The following is a 15,608-nucleotide window of genomic DNA, read 5'->3' as shown; positions in this document are numbered from 1 at the left end:
CGGAAAACTCGCCGAAGACCTGATGAAGAAAATCGAGGCGGAAGAAAAGAATAAGGGCAAGTCTTCGGCTGTTGCAAAGTCAAGTTCTTCTGTGAAGGCAGTAAGTTCGTCTTCACAGGCCGTTTCGTCTACGGCGCAATCCTCTTCAAGCGCAAAGGCTGCGGTATCATCTACCGTTGCGGAATCTTCATCTGGTGCAGAGATCGCATTGGCTGATTCCACTGCGGTGGCCGTTTGCAAACCGGATACGGTGTACGTGCGCGATACGGTCGTAGTACACGACACCTTGTTCGTGATGCTTGCTCCGAAGCCGGAACCTGCTGCGGCTCCGGCGGATACAAGCAAAAAGTGATGGCCTTTTTTTTGTAAAAGAGTCTGTTTCGGACCAAGTCCGAGAAGACATTAAGGGTTAATCGTAAATCCACGGCGGAAGTTCTCGATGAGGCAGCAGCTGATGCTGACATCGGTCTCGTATTCGGGAATATCCTCTCGTTTAACCCAAATGGCTTCGGAAAGTTCTTCTTGCTGCATGTGGATGGTGTCGTCGCCGTCGAGTTCTGCGGTAAAGCCTGCGATGAGGGAGTCGCTGAAGGGCCACGGCTGCGAACCGAAGTAACGGATGTTTTTCACGCGGAGGCCCGCTTCTTCCATGACTTCGCGGTGTACGGCCTGCTCCAGGCTTTCGCCAATTTCTACGAATCCTGAAATCAGGAAGAGCCTCGGGTTAGGGTTGTCGATATTGTGCGCCATTAGGAGCTTGTTTCCGTTACGCACAGCAACAATCACGACGGGCGAAATTCTCGGGTAAACGATATTGCCACACTTGGGACAGATGATGGAGCGTTCGCGGTCACCTCGAATCGTGATATTCCCGCAGCGTCCGCAGAACTTGTTCAGCGATTCCCAGTGGGCGATGTGTACAGCAGTGGCTCCGCCCATGCGTTCTAAGGGATTCATGCCGCGGAAGGTGCGGTTGCCCATGTATTCATAGCCGGCGGGAGCTTCTGCTTCGACTGTCGCCTTGCTGCTGTCCAAGAAGAAAGCGGTGTCGTCGATGCTGAAAAGATAATGGCCTTCGAAGTCGTCGAGTGTCTTGCCTTCGATCGCAAGGAGTTCCCCTACTTGCGGGATGATGTAGCCTTCGCCCTTTTTCTTGAGGAGCGTCTTGGAACCGTTGTAATGAATCAAAAAATCCGTCGGTTTCGGGTCCTGTACTCGAAACTCGTTGTTCAACTTATGCGGCGCAATTTCATGAATCATAACTTAGATCCTTTGACGCAACATGTAGTGTGTAATGAGTAATAATTCATTACTCACTTCACATTTCATATCTAATTCCTACTCCAGATATGTGTACCCGTACAGGCCGCCACGGTAGATGTTCAAGTACTCCTTGCCTTCCTGCAGGGTGATTTTACCCTCCTTTACGGAACGTGACACCCAGTTTTCCATGGTGCGCACGAGAGCCTTGTCGCTGAAGTTCACATAGTCAAGCACATCTTCAACGGACTCGCCGTCAATCACCTTGTCGATTTCGTAGCCGCCCTTGTCGTTGCAGACGATGTGGACTGCATTCGTATCGCCGAAGAGGTTGTGCAAGTCGCCGAGGATTTCCTGATAGGCTCCTACGAGGTAGACCGCGATATAGTAGGGTTCATTGTTCTTGAGTTCATGCAGTGGGAGCGTGCGGCTCACATCGCCACCGCGCACGAACATGTCAATTTTACCGTCGGAGTCACAAGTGACATCCTGGATGGTTGTCTCGACTGTTGGTTCTTCGTTCAGGCGCTGGATAGGCATGAGCGGGAAAACCTGGTCCACGCCCCAGCTGTCGGGCAGGCTCTGGAACAAGCTGAAATTGCAGAAGTACTTCTGCGCCAAGAGGCGCGGAAGTTCGCTGAGTTCGTAAGGCGGATGGCGCAAGTCCTTCGCGAGCTGGTCCACCTTGCGCACGATGCTCCAGAACAGGCGTTCGCACATGGCGCGCGTAGGCAGGTCATAATCGCCGACTTTAAAACCGTTGAGCACATCGTCGTTCAACTGAATGGCATCGTGCCAACTCTCGAGTAGGTTCTTCGGGGTAAGTCCCTTGTAGATACCGTACAAGTCCTTCAATGCATCGGGAGCGTCGTCGTCAATCTCGTGCGTGTTCTCGTCGAAGAACGCCTGACCGGCGGTTTCCAAGACATTGAACACCAAGATGGAATGGTGTGCTGCGAGTGCACGTCCGGATTCCGCGATGATGTTCGGGTGAGCGACGCCGCCGTTTTCGCAAGCTTCGAACATGGCGTACACCACGTCGTTCGCATATTCCTGAATGGAGTAGTTCACGGAACTTGCATTGGAACTGCGGGTGCCGTCGTAATCGACGCCGAGGCCGCCGCCTACGTCCACGAATTCCAGGCCCATGCCCATCTTCTTAATTTGCACGTAGAACTGAGAGACTTCGCGAAGACCGCTTTTGATGTGGCGAATGTTGGTAATCTGGCTGCCCAAGTGAAAATGGATGAGCTTCATGCAGTCTTCCATCTTCTCTTGCTTGATGTAGTCCAGGGCTTCCAGCAATTCAGAACTGTTCAGGCCGAACTTGCTGTGGTATCCGCCGGATTCTTCCCACTTGCCGCTACCGGAGCTGGCTAGCTTGATGCGAATTCCGATGTTCGGGCGCACGCCGATTCGATGGGAAAGTTCTACCACAAGGTGGAGCTCGTTCATTTTTTCGACGACGATGAAGATTTTCTTGCCCATTTTCTGAGCAAGGAGTGCAAGTTCAATGAAGTCTTCGTCCTTGTAGCCGTTACAGATAATCAGCGAATCCGGATTGTCCATGTTTGCAAGGACTGCGTGCAGTTCCGGCTTGGAACCGGCTTCGAGACCGATATTGTACTTCTTGCCGTGGCTGACGATTTCTTCGAGCACGGCGCGTTGCTGGTTCACCTTGATCGGGAAGATGCTGTAATAGCTCCCATTGAAACCGTATTCCTGGCGGGATTTGTTAAAGCACTCGTTAATCTTCTCGATGCGGCTATCCAGAATATCTGGGAAGCGAAGCAGCATCGGAGTAGAAACGTCGCGGAGCGAAAGTTCCTGCACGAGTTCGTACAGGTCGATGTCCGGGCCGCCTTCCTTGAGCGGATGAACCGTCGCGTGGCCCTTTTCGTTGATGTCGAAGAAGTTCACGCCCCAACCCTTGACATTGTACAAGTCGCGGGAATCGTCAATGCGCCATTTTTTCATTGCTCTGAGTCTCTCTAGTCAACGAGAACAGGGTTGAAGTTTTCCTTCCACGGGAGGCCGTACTTGGTGAGGGCTTCCATGAACGGATCCGGATCAAATTCTTCCACGGTATGTACGCCCGGCTTGTTCCACTTGCCGGTGAGCACCATCATGGCGCCGCACATGGCCGGAACGCCAGTGGTGTAAGCGATAGCCTGGCTACCGAGTTCCTTGTAGCATTCCTGGTGGTCGCACACGTTGTACAGGTAGTAGGTCTTCGGCTTGCCGTCCTTGGTACCCTTGAAGATGCAACCGATGTTCGTCTTGCCCACGGTGCGGGGACCGAGGCTTGCCGGGTCCGGAAGGAGTGCCTTGAGGAACTGGATAGGCACGATGTCCTGGCCCTGGAACTTGATGGGCTGCGTGCTGAGCATGCCCACGTCTTCGAGGCAGCGCATGTGGTCGAGGTAGCTCTGGCCAAACGTCATAAAGAAGCGGATTCGCTTGACGCCCGGGATGTTCTGGGCGAGGGATTCGATTTCTTCGTGGTGCAAGAGGTACATGTCCTTCTGGCCGACCTGGTCGAAGTTGTACACGCGCTTGATGCTCATGGCCGGAATTTCAACCCAGTGACCCTTGCCGTTCTCGTCGGTATCCCAGTAGCTGCCCGGAGCGGAAACTTCGCGGAGGTTGATTTCGGGGTTGAAGTTGGTGGCGAACTTGTAGCCGTGATCGCCGCCGTTACAGTCGAGGATGTCGATTTCTTCGATGGTGTCGAACTGGTGCTTGAGGGCGTAGGCGCAGTAGGCCTGCGAAACACCCGGATCGAAACCGGAACCGAGCAGAGCCGTGAGGCCGGCCTTTTCAAACTTTTCCTTGTAAGCCCACTGCCAGCTGTAGTCGAAGTAGGCGCTGAAACCCTGTTCCTTGCAACGCTTGTCGTAGACTTTGCGCCACTCGGGATCGTCGATGTTTTCGGGTTCGTAATTAGCCGTATCCATGTAGTTCACGCCGCATTCCAGGCAGGCATCCATGATGGCGAGGTCCTGGTATGGGAGTGCGATGTTCATCACCAGGTCGGGCTTGTATTCCTTGATGAGCTTAGAGACATTTTCGGCCTTGTCCGCATCCACGGCGGCAGTCGTGATGACCGTCTTCGTGTTCGGGCGCAGTTCCTGAGCGAGCTTCTCGCAGTTTTCGCGGTGGCGGCTAGCGATGCAGATTTCGCTGAACACTTCGCTTGCCGTGCAGCACTTCTTGATAGCAACCGTGGCGACGGCGCCACAACCGATAATCAATGCTCTTGCCATTTTTTGTTTGTTCCTCGTTTGTTGATCTTTATATCAAATGTAGGAAAAAACGAATGTGAACTCAATAATGGGTATTGTAATCGCGGACTGCCAGTAGAGGTCTTATGGATTATAATGTCAACATGTCCAATAATTTGAACTTGAAAAAAAGAAAAGCCCCGCAATCCTAGTGATTACGGGGCTTCTCGTGGGACCTCCGGGACTTGAACCCGGAACCCGCGGGTTATGAGTCCGCTGCTCTAACCAATTGAGCTAAAGTCCCAGTTCGCCCAAAATTAATAAATATTTGGAAATCGTGCGTGTCCATTCATAATGAAAGCCGCTGTAGGCGTTCACTACGCATTTGTCCCAGTCAGCAACTTCGGTTTTGTAGACATGGACGGCGTCTTTGGTGCAGCGTAGCATCTGGTGCGGGGCATTTGCGTCGTCGACAAGGAATGCGTTCGCTTCGCCAGCTGTTTCAAGGGAGTAGCTGGTCAGCATCATCGACACGCCCACATTGCGTCCTGTGAGCGGAATGGTTCCTGCGGCCATCGCCTTGAGAATGATGGACGAGGACGGCTCCCGGAGGTTCGCTGCGAAAAGAATGTCGGCGCCAGCTAGGGTGTTGCGCAGCTGCTGCGTACTGTCGTCCTTGTCGCTGTTGAGATCCCGCAGACACATGATGTCCGGATACTGCATGGCGAAGTCTTTGTAGTAGTTCCATTCGTTGTTGCTGGACGATATGCCTACTATGATGAAAATGTCGAGCCTGGCGATGTCGGAGAGAATTGTAGCTAAGGTTTCCGAAGTATTGCCGGATTCTTCGTCCAAATGAACATAGAGCACCATCTTCCCGCCAAAGTTAACGGAAAGCTGTTGTTGGAGCGCCTCCTTGGCTTTTGCCTTTGCTGCCTTGATGGGAAGGTTTTCCTGGCTGTTGAAATCCCAAACCTGGTAGCTGACACCGAACTGGACTCCGATAAGCTTGTCGGCATTTCTGTTCAGGAATCCACTAATGCCTCCAGGGAGATTTGTGCTGAGCATGGAGTCGCGATATCCCGGCGATGGGAATAGGACCTTGGTTGCATAGAGAATACCGACCTTCAGCAGGCTCACTTTACCCCAGAATTCGTATCCATCCATGTTGAAATCCTTGCGGGGAAGCCCAATCTTTTCAATTTCGCTGGAGCCGATATGGAAGTCGTAGGTGATGTTGTGAATGTTGAAGAAGAATGGTATTTTCGAGGCGAAATCGTTATAGACGGTTTGTGCCAGGGCACCGACCAGGGCTCCGCCCCATTCGTGGCCCATAATGGCTTGACACTCGAAATGACTTGCTTCTGCGTAGGCGAGGGCTGCTGAAGCAAGGAACGCGAACCGGATATGGTTGTCCGGGTACGGAGTGCTCTGTGGCGGACCATATACATAGGGCCTGCCGAAGAATTCTTCGCTGTAAATGTAGGTGTGCAGAGGATCCTTCTCGGACACCCAAATTTCATAGGGCTTGTTCTGCAGCTTTTCGGTCCCGGAATAGACACATTGGTAGCTGTCGATATCTACCATCAGTTCTCGAAAAAGCGGAGAACAGGTCAAAACCTTTGCTCCGGCGCAAGCGAATGCGTCGGTCATACGGTTGACCGCAGTGGCAAGAGGACTGGTCTTGGTCCAGTTGCCTGCCTCGGGGCTTACGACGAGAATGTTCATGCCTAATGCGTTCTCCAAATAAAAATTTACTATTGGGGCCGGTTTTGCATAAATTTATTTAATTATTTTTATAAAGGAATGGCTTTGAAAAAATTTTATAGTCAAAACTGTATTATTATATAGTATAAATGAGATTATTTATTAACTAAAGGAAACACAAATGAATAAACTCCTTATCACATCTCTCGCTGCCGCTGTCGCCTTTACGATGGTTGGCTGTAAGGGCACAAATGAAAAGCGCGGTGACGAACATCTTCAGGAAGGTCGTTATCGTAACGCCATCAATTCCTACTTGGAAGCCAAGAAGAAGGGTAGCATGTCAGACGAGTTCTATGACAACTTTACGCTTGCCTTGGTTCGTGCGGCCGAAGCAGAAGCCAAGAAGGACTTGAACAGTGACCTCTTGAATGGCTATTTTGACAAGGCCTCCGTGAACATGGCTGAAGTCAAGAATCCCGAAGTAATTGAAGAGTATGTGACGAAGCTTGCTACCATCGGTAAGCAGCAGGCCGCACAGGAGGGCATGGATTATGCGACAATCGTGAATGCCTTTGCCAAGATTGATACCGCTCTCGCTACGGCCAAGGCCAAGGGCGCTGGTGAAGCCGCCGTCAAGGCAATCCGCACCGAAGCCGAAAATGCCTACGTTGCCAAGAATCTCTCCGAAGCTGTCGGTGAGTCTGATCCGGTCGTGAGCGAATACCACATTTTGAAGATTGCCGAAATGGCTCCGGAAAATGCCGAAGTCAAGGCGGCTTTGAATAAGAGCCGCAAGGGTACTCGCGGTTACTTCCTGATCTTCGGTGAACAGATTGGTGAACCGGTGAGCCGCCGCGTCGACAAGTGGGGTTACGTGATGGCTTTCCCGACCATCAAGATTGCACCGGGTTCTCTCTCTGGTGAACTTCAGTTCTGGGCATCTACTGGCAACAATACCGAACTTGATCCGGCTGGCATCAAGGTCGTTTCTACTGACGGCCGCGAAGCCGTTGCCAAGGTGAGCGGTGGCTGGTGCGAAGCCGAAGTACTCGTTGGCAAGAAAGGCCAGGAAAAGATTGAAAAGAAGAAGCAGGCCATCAAGGCTGGCACCAAGGGCAAACTCATGAACGAGTTCCAGTGCTCCGTGAATGTCTCCTTCTCTTTTGCCAAGGACTTCGTGCCGGACTATGTGGAATACAAGGATGGATTCGGCATTGGCCGCAAGTACCTCGGTCAGTAACTATAGCTTTAAGGGCGCTTAGCTCCCTGAGCTCTGATTTGAAGTGCTTAGGTAAAACTTCAAATGTTTAACAAGAAAGGCGAGATTAATCTCGCCTTTCTTTTATATAAGGATATTCCAAGGATCGTCTTGAGAAAAAAACGCTCGGCAAAGCCGAGCGTCAAATTCTGAACGTCAAACTCTAGAAGCTAGCCTTGCCGCTGAAACCGAGGGAGAACCTGCCCTTGCCGAACGGGGTGTTGTCAGTATCGGTGAAGTTGTAGCCGTACCAAACGACGATTTCGGTATTCATAGTCGGGTAGATGTAGTGGTTCATGCCGAGGAACTTGAAGTCGTCTCCGTGAATTTCTGCATCGGGATCGTGGTATTCGAAGCTCACGCCCATAGTGTATTTCTTGTGGATGTTGAAACTCGGTTCAACGGCGAACAGCATCTGGTCTTCCGTCAGCAGCTGGGGCTCTGCATCGTATTCCTTATCGGTGATGGCGTAGAAGAAAGAGAGGCCCAAGTTAAATATGGTGTAGTTCATGCTGGGTTCGAGCAAGAAGGAGTGGACGCCCTGTCCCTTGTATGGGTGCAGACCCCACACGGCATAGATGCCGTAGTTGAACTTCTCGTAGCTCTTAGACCAGTCAACTTCGGTACCGAGGACGTAGGTATGGGTACGGTCAATTTCTGAACCGAACACCCAGTCGAGGCTCGGGGTGATAATCAGGTGCTCGTCAGTATGGTTGATAAGCGGAAAGGCGTATGTGACGAACATGGCAAGCGTGTGATCCGTATTGTCGGATGCGCCCAGGTAGAAAGAGCCCTTTCCGTATTTTTCGTTACCGACATCCAAGCCAACGCCGCGGAGCTTCTGTTCGGGAGTAATGACAGCGTAACGGGAAACGTCGCGCCAGAAGTAGTAGTTGAATGCACCAGCGCTATAGGTCATGTCGCCGAAGACCAGGGTTACCTGGTGGCTCACGTCCCAGCGGAACTGGACTCCGTCGAAGTCAAAGGAATTGTTGCGCCCTTCCGAACCCATGGCGGTGGAACGGGCTAGACCGTGGCGGACTTCTGATTCCTGCAAGTCGCCATTTTCATCCACAAATGTACTGTGGGTCGTTCCCATGACAATAACGGAAATGTTTTCGTCAAGGTGGGCATGCAAGGCGAGATCAATATCCTGGTTACCGGCGTTGGTCGGGTCAAAGTCCTTGTCAAAGTAGCTCGCGTAGTCCATATTGATGTCGCCATGGACGGCGACATCTGCAGCGGATGCTGCGGTGGCAGCTGCTACGGCAAGAGGCAAAATCAGTTTGCGCATACAGAGTTTCCAATAAGAATTAAAATTTTCTTGCACAAAGATAGAAATATCTGTAGCGAAAAGCCAATCTTCATGGTCCGTAATTTTGTAAATTTGCCCATATTCCTTATATATGGAGTCCTATGAAACCTTTCTTTTTTTTCGTAAGCGCTATTTTGTTCGCTGTAGTGTCTTCCTGGGCTATCTCTGCCGACGAGGCTATGGAAAAGTCAAAGAAGTGGTTCAAGTCGGGCAAGGCTTGGAGCCTTGATTTTAGGGTTCAGGTTTTTTATGCGGATTCTCCGGATATCGCCTCGCAGGATGGTAAGCTCCTCGTGGCGGAAGGTGACCGATTTGTTCTGGATATGGCTGGAATTCGCTTCTATAGCGATGGCGAAAACCTGTGGCAGCATAATGTTGAACAGAAACAGGTGCTGATCAAGGCCGTCGAGGACCTTTCTAGTTCCTTGCATCCTTCGGAATTATTGTTCAAGTACCTGAACTGCAAGGCCAAGGAAATTGGAGAGGGCAATTTTGCTGGAAAGAAACTTTGGGTCTTGAAACTGGATCCGTCTAAATATGCAGGACAGTTCACACAAATGGAAGTCTGGCTATCCAAGATGGATTTTTCACCAGTACGTCTCTTTACGGTGGATCCTTCGGGCAACGCTTCCTGGTATAATATCGTGAATCTGAAGGTGATGCAGAAAGTTTCTAACGAGGATTTCAAGTATAAACCGGTAAAGGGTGTCGATGAAATCGACATGCGATAAGCTTATGAAAAATGCTTTTTCTAGAAGAATCTGTTTGCTTACTGCGTTTGCGCTAGTGGCTCCAACCTTTGCTGCTGAAACATTGTTTAGCAACTATGCGCTAAATGTGAACGAAACCGGAAAGACGGGGAGTCTCTGGGTGTTTTCGCGTGGAGACATTTATAGCGGAGTGACGCAACTTTCGCTGAAGGTTGGCTCAAATGGTGTTCAGGTGGTGGAATCAAGTCAGGAACAGGTTTCCGATTCCATGACGGCGGTACAGGATGGCATTTTTAGTGATGTCCTGGCCGAGCACCGCCGAACTTCCTCGATTTATGCGGGGAAGTTAGGTTATGTGCTTCCGATGTTTGGTCTCGATGATGATGGCAATCATTTGCAGCCGGCTGGATTTTTCTCGGTACGTTCGACAGATAATGTCGTTGAAACACCGCTTTCGGTAATCGAGGCGATGGATGACCTGGATACGGCCATGTTCTATGCAGTGAGTGGCTTTGCGTTCGACTCCTCTAAAAAACAACTCTGGATTGCCCGTGGTGCAGCAGGTCTCGGGCTTTACGATGTCTCGGGAAGTAGTCCGAAACAGGGAATGTTTCAGTTGAACCTGAAAACGGGCCAACTGGATTCCGCAAAATCGAATTACAAATGGGAAAGCAAGAAGAATCCTCACATCTTTGATGTGAAACAGCATCCGGTAACAGGTGATTTGTGGCTTGCGACATCCAAGGGCCTTTGGAAAAGGACTGCTGACGGCAAGGTATCCAAGGTTTCGGCGAAACTAGATACCGCGGCTCGTGTTACGGGACTTTGGATGGGTGGAAATCCTTTGCAAGTTGTGGCGGAAACGTCTTACATGGGAAAAGGGGCAAGCCTGAAGGGTGCTCTTTGGCGATTGATGCTGGGGGCAGAGGATTTCGCAAAGGTAGATTTTTTAGATACTACGGGTAAGGTGCAGAAGAAGGATGTGTACGACGATGGCGACTATACCGTGAGTGGAGTTGCCTTTATCGGGAACATAGCTTACGTGGCGGTTGTTTCTTCGGGAGGTTCCGTGAGTGGTTATTTTAGGTTGGATTCTAAAGGTATCCGTGCCTGGGATAAGGATGATGATGGTAAGAATCAGTGGCTCTATGGCTATGGTACGGGAGCAACCGACCGCGACGCAATCGTCACTTCCATCTGTTCGTTCCCGCTAGAAAAGAATGTGACGGGACTTGCTATTGCGACCTATGGAAACGGAATCTCTGTTTCGGCGGATTCGGGGAAGACATGGAGTACGATCTTGAATCGTGCTAAACTGGGCGACGACTTAGGATCTATTCGAATGGTTCCTTCGGTCATTACGGCGGGAGACCAGTCTCTCGTTTCGTATAAGGTAAGCAGGGAGTCGAAAATAACAATAGATGTGTTCAGCTATGATATGCGCAAGGTTCGTACGATTGTAAAGAGTGTCCATCGCGATGCGGATGCTTCGCGTAGCACCAATCCCAAGGAAGATTTCTGGGATGGATACGACAAGGCTGGCAGACCCTGCACGATGGGTGTCTACTATGTGCGTGTCAAAGATAATCACGGTCATGTAGGCTGGGGTAAGGTGATGACCTTAGGAGGGCACAAGTGATTATGCTTAGACGAAAGACAAAAGACGAAAGACGAGAGAGTGTCATCCTGAGCAAGCGAAGCGCGTCGAAGGATCTAGGTCTTATATTCGTAATGCTTTTGCTTTTAACGGCATCGGCGTTTGCGGGGAAGAAGGCTACACTTGGTAGTTTCGATGGTTTTGTAGAACGTATGGGCGCTGGCACTCGCGAATTGGGTCGTGGCAACACGGGCTCTGCGGATACGGCATCGATGCCCGCTGCGTATTGGAATCCGGCCATTCTCGGTTTTCGTGAAGACTTTGGTTATTCGTTAAGTGCCGAAAAACGTGACCTGGACCGTATGGGCGGTTCGCTGGGCATTGAAACCCCCGTCGGCAAGCGTATGGGCGTGGGCTTTGCGATGCTTTATCGTGGCGATCTCGCCTTTGACGTGATAAACGAAGATGATGAAACTGTGGGAACGGCGACGCCCTATTTCACCATGATGTATCTAGGCTTTGCTTATCGAGTGACCCGTCGCGATGCCTTCGGCCTTTCGCTTTCGATGAGTTATGACAACATGGATATTTCTGAGTATTACGATGGAATTGAACTAGTGGATGATTATCGTAGCCCTGTGACGATTAATCTGAGCTGGCTTCGTCAATGGAATGAAAAATGGTCGACATCGGTCGTCATCCGTAACTTGAGCTTTAGCGAAAACTTGTCTGCAAAGTGGAACAAGAATACCAGCACCGATAATTCGGTGGAAAGTACGGAAGGCGTTCGCCCGAAAGTATTGCAGGTCGGAGTCGGGTATCGTTCCAAAATTATGGGTAAACCCGTGTATGCCTGGATGGAAGCGATTGATTACCAGGTGGCAGACACCTTATTGGCATTTGATCCGGATATGCATGTCTGGACAGGCCGCGTCGGTTTTGAATGTGATGTCATTCCCGATGGCACTTTGCGACTGGGTATGGATAATCTGGATTGGACTGTGGGCGCCGGCTACAAATTCAAGATTCGTATCGGCAAGAAAAAGGTTCCGTTCGATGTGAACTACGCCCTAATCTACGAAACCGAGGCGGGCATCTGGACTCCGCTTAGTTTTGGCCTGCGGGGCTATATTCCGTGATTTCAAAAATTTTTATAGATGGTGTTCGCAGTCTTTCTGGTTTCGAACAGGAGTTCGGCCAGGGCATTACCGTGGTTCACGGGCCAAATGGCTGTGGCAAAACCTCTATACTGGAATCTATCTATCTTCTTGCGCAGGGCTTTTCATTTAGGGCTCGCGATATTAAGGAGATGATTTCGTGGAAAGAAGAAGAGTTCATTTTACGGGGTTCCTTTCTGGAAATGGATCGAACTACGATGCGTGCTGTTCGCGTCGGACGGAAATCCTGCGAAGTTCGTGACAATGGCGAATCCCGCAAGACACCGACTGCCTTTTTCGGTAGCATGCCTGCGGTTATTATGCAACCCTCCGATATAGAACTGTTGCGCGGTGCTCCTGAAGTGCGTCGTCGCTGGCTCGATGAAATCCTTTGCTATAGGTCCAAGGCGAATGCATCGGTTCTGAAACGATACCGCCGCGTTTTGCAACAGAGAAATCAGTGGCTCAGACAGTTCAGGCGCGAGGGATTCGCGACGGGAGGAGAGGACCTTTTTCAGGTACTTACGGAACAGTTGGTCGATTTGGGTGCCCGTCTTTGGGTGGCGCGCATTGCGCTATCCAATGAAATTTCACCGATTATTACGACTTATTACCGAAGGCTTTCGGGCGGTGTGGATGAAATAACCTGTTCATACAAAAGTTCTATTCTCAAGGAATTGGATGCGCTGGATGGTGCTGACTTTTTGGATGACGATGATCTGGATAGGACTTTTGCGGAAACAAGTCTTGTTGCGGATTCCGCGACGCCCTATGACGTGTCTGGAGCCTCTATAGATGGAACGGTAAATGAGGACGCGTTGCGCGATGCATATCGTCGCAAGCTGGAAGGTTTGTCCATTGCGGAGCGGGCTCAGGGGATTACGCTATCGGGGCCCCATAAGGATGACCTCGGCGTGAGTATCGGTATGACGGAAATGCGTTCGGCAGGGTCCCAGGGACAGTGTCGTTCTGCGGCCATTGCCATGCGTTTTGCGGCGGTCGATGTCGCTTCGCGCTATGTGGGTAAGCCGATTTTACTGCTGGATGACATTTTTGCGGAACTCGATGTCAAGCGTCGCGACGCGGTAGCCTCGCTGATTCGCGAAAAGAGTGGTCAGGTCATTATAGCAACCCCTCAACTTGAGGAATTGCCATTTAGCGCTGATGCTGAAATTAAGGTGAATAAAGACAATGATGGGCTTTGCCCTCCCTAAGACCTGCCTTGCACTTGATACAAGTTTCTTTGTGGATGTCAATGGTGCAGAAGAAAAAAGCAAAGGGAGGACTTTGTCCTCCCTAAGACTATCCTGCGCGAACATACTCGCATTTGGGCGAGTGTGTTCGGTACTTTTTACTTTTTCAGCAGGTCGCGGATTTCGGTAAGAAGCTTTTCTTCGGCAGACGGTTCAGGAGGAGCCGGAGGAGCTGCCGGAGCTTCAGCTTCCTGCTTACGCATGTTCTGCATGAAGCCGAGGAACTTCTTCATGACGAGGAAGACTACGATGGCAACGATCAGGAAGTCGACGATTCCGCCGATGAAGTTGCCGTACGGGATGGTCACGCCGTTTGCCGTGGTGTAGGCGAGAGCCTTGAGGCCTTCGCCTGCATCCTTGCCGCCGCCCATGGCGATAATCGCCGTGACGCCCGGCATCACGATGTCGTTCACGAAGGAGGTGACGATTTTGCCGAATGCTCCGCCGATGATAACACCGATGGCCATGTCGACGATATTGCCCTTAAATGCGAAGGCCTTGAATTCTTCGATAAGGGATGATGCTTTTCCTTTGATACCCATATTGGATCCTTTTGTTGAAGTTGAATAAAAAATAGTTTAAAACTTTACCTTGGCAAGAGTGTTTTCTAAATTGTGTGTGCTATGTCATGGTTTATACTGGCCCTATTATCGGCATTCTTTTTGGGATGCTACGATCTTGCTAAAAAGAAATCGGTGCAGGATAACGCCGTCCGTGTGACGCTGTTCCTGTGCAGCGCATTTTATGCTCTTTTTATGCTCCCCTTCCTATTTACGGGCCATTGTGAAAATTTGCCTTTGCATAGTCATTTTTACCTTTTTGGCAAGGCGGCCATCGTGGGGGGAAGCTGGATTTTGACCTATAATGCGCTCGCGCACCTGCCCTTGAGCATCGCGACCACGATTCGTGCCCTTGCGCCTGTTTTTACCATTTTTATCGCCGTGACATTTATGGGTGAGCGTCCATTCGCCCTGCAATGGGTGGGTGTTGCAATCTGTATTTGCTCCTATGTGGGACTCAGCCTTGCTGGTCGAAAGGAAATGGGCCATTTCTTTAGTAATGGTTGGGTCATCTGCATGGTGCTCGGGACCATCCTAGCTGCCTGTAGCGGTGTTTATGATAAGTTTATCCTGCAACGCATGAGTTTTGACCCCTTGACGGTGCAGGTTTGGTTCAGTATCTACATGATGCTCTGGCAGTTTGTTATCTGTGCGGTAACCTGGTTTCCGCGTCGCCACAAGACGACGCCGTTCAAATTTCGCTGGTCTATCGTGTTAGTGGCAGTTCTCCTGATCGTAGCCGACCGATGTTATTTTGTTGCGGTGAGCGATCCGGATGCGTTGATTTCGATTATTACGGTGTTCCGTCGCTCAAGTGTGCTAATCTCGTTCTTTTCGGGGATTCTGTTCTTTAGGGAACGCAAGAGCAAGATGAAGTTTGTTGCCCTTTTGGGCGTGATTCTCGGTATTTGCATGATAGCCTTGGGTAAGTAATAGGAGCAGATAATGATTGGTATTACGGGATCGATTGGTGCGGGCAAATCCTTGGTGGGCCGTATTTTGCGGGACCATAAGTTTTGCGTGATTGATGCCGACGCTGCTGTACGCGACCTGTACCGAGACAACAATGTGCTACGAACTGCGATTGCCAGTGAATTCGGCAAGGATATGCTGACGGAAGAGGGTATAGACCGAAAACGCATGTCCGATCTTGTTTTTAGTGATGACTCGTGTCGAAAACGCTTGGAGTCGCTCGTGTATCCGGTGCTAACCGCTTACGTGTTGCGTGAAAATCCTGCTTTTGTGGAAGCGGCTCTTTTCGAAAATGTTCCCGACCTAGTTGCTCATTTACGGGAAATCTGGGTCGTGGAGGCTTCTGAAGAGGTATGCCTAAAGCGCCTTGTTGAAAATAGGGGCTTTTCGGAGAATGATGCTCTTCGTCGAATCGCGCTTCAGCGCGGTCGTAGCGCGGCTGATTACTGGGAAAAGGAATTTCCCGGTAAAACGGTTCGTTTTATAGATAATTCGGCTGACGAGACAAGACTTGCTGAAATTATCAAATTGCTAATCGAAGAAATCTAACTAATCGCAGAGAACAAGAACGGCGCCCAGAAGGGCGCCGTCTTGG

The 15,608-nt window shown here is 50.6% G+C and carries 14 protein-coding genes and 1 tRNA gene; 8 read left to right on the top strand and 7 right to left on the bottom strand.

The annotated features are described in order from the left end of the window. The coding region (locus tag Q0628_RS11555; protein WP_298771169.1) for a hypothetical protein at positions 1-352 on the top strand (352 nt) is incomplete at its 5' end. A gap of 50 nt (positions 353-402) precedes the next feature. On the opposite strand, the gene nudC is transcribed toward Q0628_RS11555, so the two are convergent. The 5 genes from nudC to Q0628_RS11530 form a co-directional block, all read right to left on the bottom strand. Next, the gene (gene nudC / locus Q0628_RS11550) at positions 403-1,260 is read right to left on the bottom strand and encodes an NAD(+) diphosphatase (RefSeq protein WP_298771167.1); all 858 of its coding nucleotides are present in this window, start codon (positions 1,258-1,260) and stop codon (positions 403-405) included. A gap of 78 nt (positions 1,261-1,338) precedes the next feature. Then, positions 1,339-3,237, bottom strand: coding sequence for a biosynthetic arginine decarboxylase (gene speA, locus Q0628_RS11545; protein WP_298771165.1), 1,899 nt, complete (start codon positions 3,235-3,237; stop codon positions 1,339-1,341). Positions 3,238-3,251: 14 nt separating this feature from the next. After that, positions 3,252-4,526, bottom strand: coding sequence for a saccharopine dehydrogenase family protein (locus Q0628_RS11540; RefSeq protein WP_298771163.1), 1,275 nt, complete (start codon positions 4,524-4,526; stop codon positions 3,252-3,254). Positions 4,527-4,714: 188 nt separating this feature from the next. Further along, positions 4,715-4,788 (bottom strand) — tRNA-Ile (locus tag Q0628_RS11535). Further along, a complete protein-coding gene (locus Q0628_RS11530; protein WP_298771161.1) occupies positions 4,779-6,212 on the bottom strand; it encodes a glycogen/starch synthase in 1,434 nt (477 codons plus the stop codon). The genes Q0628_RS11535 and Q0628_RS11530 overlap by 10 nt, the downstream gene beginning before the upstream one ends. A gap of 160 nt (positions 6,213-6,372) precedes the next feature. Between Q0628_RS11530 and Q0628_RS11525 the strand changes: the two genes are divergently transcribed. Further along, positions 6,373-7,431, top strand: a complete 1,059-nt coding sequence (locus Q0628_RS11525) for a hypothetical protein (RefSeq protein WP_298771159.1) — start codon at positions 6,373-6,375, stop codon at positions 7,429-7,431. Positions 7,432-7,612: 181 nt separating this feature from the next. On the opposite strand, the gene Q0628_RS11520 is transcribed toward Q0628_RS11525, so the two are convergent. Next, complete coding sequence (locus Q0628_RS11520) at positions 7,613-8,743, bottom strand: hypothetical protein (protein ID WP_298771157.1); 1,131 nt, start codon at positions 8,741-8,743, stop codon at positions 7,613-7,615. Positions 8,744-8,865: 122 nt separating this feature from the next. On the opposite strand from Q0628_RS11520, the gene Q0628_RS11515 reads away from it, so the two are divergent. The 4 genes from Q0628_RS11515 to recF are packed head-to-tail and all read left to right on the top strand — an operon-like array spanning position 8,866 to position 13,442. Then, on the top strand, positions 8,866-9,495 hold the full coding sequence (locus tag Q0628_RS11515; protein WP_298771155.1) for an outer membrane lipoprotein carrier protein LolA: 630 nt from the start codon (positions 8,866-8,868) through the stop codon (positions 9,493-9,495). Between the two features lie 34 nt (positions 9,496-9,529). Further along, the gene (locus tag Q0628_RS11510) at positions 9,530-11,113 is read left to right on the top strand and encodes a hypothetical protein (RefSeq protein ID WP_298771153.1); all 1,584 of its coding nucleotides are present in this window, start codon (positions 9,530-9,532) and stop codon (positions 11,111-11,113) included. Between the two features lie 2 nt (positions 11,114-11,115). Continuing rightward, a complete protein-coding gene (locus Q0628_RS11505) occupies positions 11,116-12,210 on the top strand; it encodes a hypothetical protein (protein WP_298771151.1) in 1,095 nt (364 codons plus the stop codon). Further along, on the top strand, positions 12,207-13,442 hold the full coding sequence (gene recF, locus Q0628_RS11500) for a DNA replication/repair protein RecF (RefSeq protein WP_298771149.1): 1,236 nt from the start codon (positions 12,207-12,209) through the stop codon (positions 13,440-13,442). The genes Q0628_RS11505 and recF overlap by 4 nt, the downstream gene beginning before the upstream one ends. A gap of 137 nt (positions 13,443-13,579) precedes the next feature. Here recF and mscL read toward each other — a convergent pair whose 3' ends face one another. Continuing rightward, positions 13,580-14,023: a large-conductance mechanosensitive channel protein MscL gene (mscL, locus tag Q0628_RS11495; RefSeq protein WP_298771147.1), complete on the bottom strand. Its 444-nt coding sequence runs from the start codon at positions 14,021-14,023 to the stop codon at positions 13,580-13,582. Between the two features lie 81 nt (positions 14,024-14,104). On the opposite strand from mscL, the gene Q0628_RS11490 reads away from it, so the two are divergent. Next, positions 14,105-14,974: a DMT family transporter gene (locus Q0628_RS11490; protein ID WP_298771145.1), complete on the top strand. Its 870-nt coding sequence runs from the start codon at positions 14,105-14,107 to the stop codon at positions 14,972-14,974. 12 nt (positions 14,975-14,986) lie between these two features. Next, positions 14,987-15,562, top strand: a complete 576-nt coding sequence (coaE, locus tag Q0628_RS11485) for a dephospho-CoA kinase (RefSeq protein WP_298771143.1) — start codon at positions 14,987-14,989, stop codon at positions 15,560-15,562. Positions 15,563-15,608: the final 46 nt, after the last annotated feature.

It is taken from the genome of uncultured Fibrobacter sp. (assembly GCF_937877005.1).
In the GTDB taxonomy this organism is placed as follows: Bacteria; Fibrobacterota; Fibrobacteria; order Fibrobacterales; family Fibrobacteraceae; genus Fibrobacter.
The sequence above is the reverse complement of the archived record's forward strand: the minus strand, read 5'-3'. Positions and strand labels throughout refer to the sequence as shown.